Genomic DNA, 2301 nt, shown 5'->3' on the forward strand with positions numbered 1-2301 from the left:
GGTGATGAAGGCGCTGGGCGTCGCGAGCCGGGCCGACCTCGACCGGATTTCGGCCTTCGCCGCCGCCGACCGCCTCCTCCTCGACGCCAAGCCGCCCTCCGGCGCCGTGCTTCCCGGCGGCAACGGCCGCGCCTTCGACTGGACCCTGCTCGACGGCGCAGACCTCCCCTCCGGCTGGATGCTGTCGGGCGGCCTCGACCCGTCGAGAGTCGCCGCGGCGCTCGCCCGCACCGGGGCGACCGCGGTCGACGTCTCCTCGGGCGTCGAGTCGGCGCCGGGCGTGAAGGACCCGGACCGCATCGCCGCCTTCGTCAGGGCGGCCCGCGCCGCCGGCTGAGCCGGGTCATACCAAATCCGGTCGATCCCTTCGGGATGGCGGATTTGGGCTTCGCTCAGCCGCCGCGCGGGCTTGCCTGACCCGGCCTCCGCTTTGAGCAAGCGGAGGCCGGGTCAGCCCGTTCGCAGGTCGGCGAGGGCTCGCCGCTGTCGCCCGTCTTCGAAGAAGTTCTCCGGGGCGAGCCAGGCCCGGAACGCCGCCCTCACCCGCGGCCATTCGGCGTCGGTGACCGAGAACCAGGCCGTGTCGCGGGAGCGGCCCTTGACCACGACGGCGTTGCGGAAGACGCCCTCGAAGGTGAAACCGTAGCGAAGGGCCGCGGCGCGCGAGGGCGCGTTGAGGGCGTCGCACTTCCACTCGTAGCGGCGGTAGCCGAGCTCGTCGAAGGCGCGGGCCATCATCAGGGCCATCGCCTCGGTCGCGGCCGGCCGCCGCGCCAGGGCGGGCGAGAAGTGCAGGTGCCCGACCTCGATGACGCCGTTGGCCGGATCGATGCGCAGGTACGATGCGAGGCCGACCGCCCGGCCGGTCTGCCCGTCGACGATCGCTTGGAACAGCGGGTCGGCGCCGGCCGCCATCGCCGCCAGCTCGGCCTGGTAGGCGCCTTCCGTCTCCGGCAGGGTGCCGCCGAGATAGGTCCAGCTCCGCCGGTCGGGGGCTGCCGAGAAGGCGGAAAACAGGTCGGCCGCATGGCGCTCCGCATCCAGTGGCTCGACACGGCAGGTGCGTCCCTGCATCGCCATGCGCGGCGGAAGCGGGCGCGGGCGCCAATCCGGCAGGGCCGGCCCGATCGCCTGGCCGAAGTCGTTCTCGCGCGCGCTCATCGTCCGCTCCGTGCCTGCACCAGGGCCGCCATCTCTTCAGCCATGCCGTCCCCGTCGCCCGCGGCGCGAAAGCCTGCGACCACGCCATCGCGGTCGGCCGCCGGCCGGTTCTGGCTGACCTTCCACTTGCCCACGATCTGCGCCACGGGAATCTCGATCCCGACGATGCCCTTGAGCTGCGCGTCGGTGAAGGCCCGCGGTGCGTCGTCGACCGCCCAGGGTTCGGGCCGTCCCGCCTCGCGCAGGTCCGTGAGGTCGGCGATCTGGCGCCGGAGCCAGGCCGCATCCTCGATCACCCGCGGTCGCCCCCGAGCGTGGACCGTGGCGTAGTTCCAGGTCGGCACCACCTTCCCGGTCTCGCGCTTGGTCGCGTACCAGGACGGGGTGACGTAGCCCTGCGGACCCTGGAACACCACGAGGCATTCCGCGACCTGCGCCAGCTCGCGCCAGTGCGGGTTGGCCCGCGCCAGGTGCGCGCGCAGCGTCCCCCGCTCGGAGGCCTGCCCGTCGATCAGGAACGGGATCGGGTTCGCCATCGGGCCCCCCGGCCCGGCGGTGACCAGGAGCCCGAGGGGGTGGGCGCGGATCAGGGCGTGCTGCGCCCCGAGGTCGTCCTCCCTGAAATGCGGCGGCTGGTACATCGCGGCGCTCCCGACCGGTGGAGGCCTGGGCTTGACCGATCGCCGGTCCAGGCAAAAGATCCGGTTTCACGCAAACGACTGGACCACTTCGTGCCCGAAGCCCACGGTGCTAGGCCCGTCGAGACCCACCCACGCGGAGAGGGCGGCCTGCCCCTCGTCCTCGATCTCGCCCACGGGGCGGCGACGCCCCTGCACGTGCGGATCGGCGACGCGCTGCGCCGCGCGATCCTGGAGCGTCGCATCGCCCGCGGCGCCCGCCTCCCCGGCTCGCGGGCGTTGGCCGAGGACCTCGGCTGCGCCCGCGGCACGGTGCTGACCGCCTTGGAGCAACTGGTCGCCGAAGGCTATCTCACGGCGCATCGGGGCTCCGGCACCCGCGTGGCCGCCACCCTGCCCGACGACACGCTGGCCGTCGCGAAAGCCCCCGACGCCGCGCCTACAGCTTCGGCGCCCTCTCCGCCTCCGCTGGCCCTGTCGCGACGCGGGACGGCCCTGATGG

At 73.8% G+C, this 2301-nt stretch carries 3 protein-coding genes and 1 pseudogene; 2 read left to right on the top strand and 2 right to left on the bottom strand.

Annotated elements, in window-relative coordinates; genetic code table 11:
* Nucleotides 1-337 (top strand): annotated as a pseudogene (locus tag FV222_RS23550) (N-(5'-phosphoribosyl)anthranilate isomerase); the annotation flags it as partial.
* Nucleotides 338-450: 113 nt separating this feature from the next.
* Here FV222_RS23550 and FV222_RS23555 read toward each other — a convergent pair.
* Nucleotides 451-1161 (bottom strand): GNAT family protein, encoded by a 711-nt coding sequence (locus FV222_RS23555; protein WP_147763100.1) that lies wholly within the window; start codon nt 1159-1161, stop codon nt 451-453.
* Nucleotides 1158-1802 (bottom strand): FMN-binding negative transcriptional regulator, encoded by a 645-nt coding sequence (locus tag FV222_RS23560; protein ID WP_147763101.1) that lies wholly within the window; start codon nt 1800-1802, stop codon nt 1158-1160. Before FV222_RS23560 ends, FV222_RS23555 begins: the two co-directional genes overlap by 4 nt.
* Nucleotides 1803-1892: 90 nt before the next feature.
* Here FV222_RS23560 and FV222_RS23565 point away from each other — a divergent pair.
* On the top strand, nt 1893-2301 hold a 409-nt coding region (locus tag FV222_RS23565), incomplete at its 3' end, for a winged helix-turn-helix domain-containing protein (protein WP_246685625.1).

It is taken from the genome of Methylobacterium sp. WL103 (genome assembly GCF_008039885.1).
GTDB lineage: Bacteria > Pseudomonadota > Alphaproteobacteria > Rhizobiales > Beijerinckiaceae > Methylobacterium > Methylobacterium cerastii.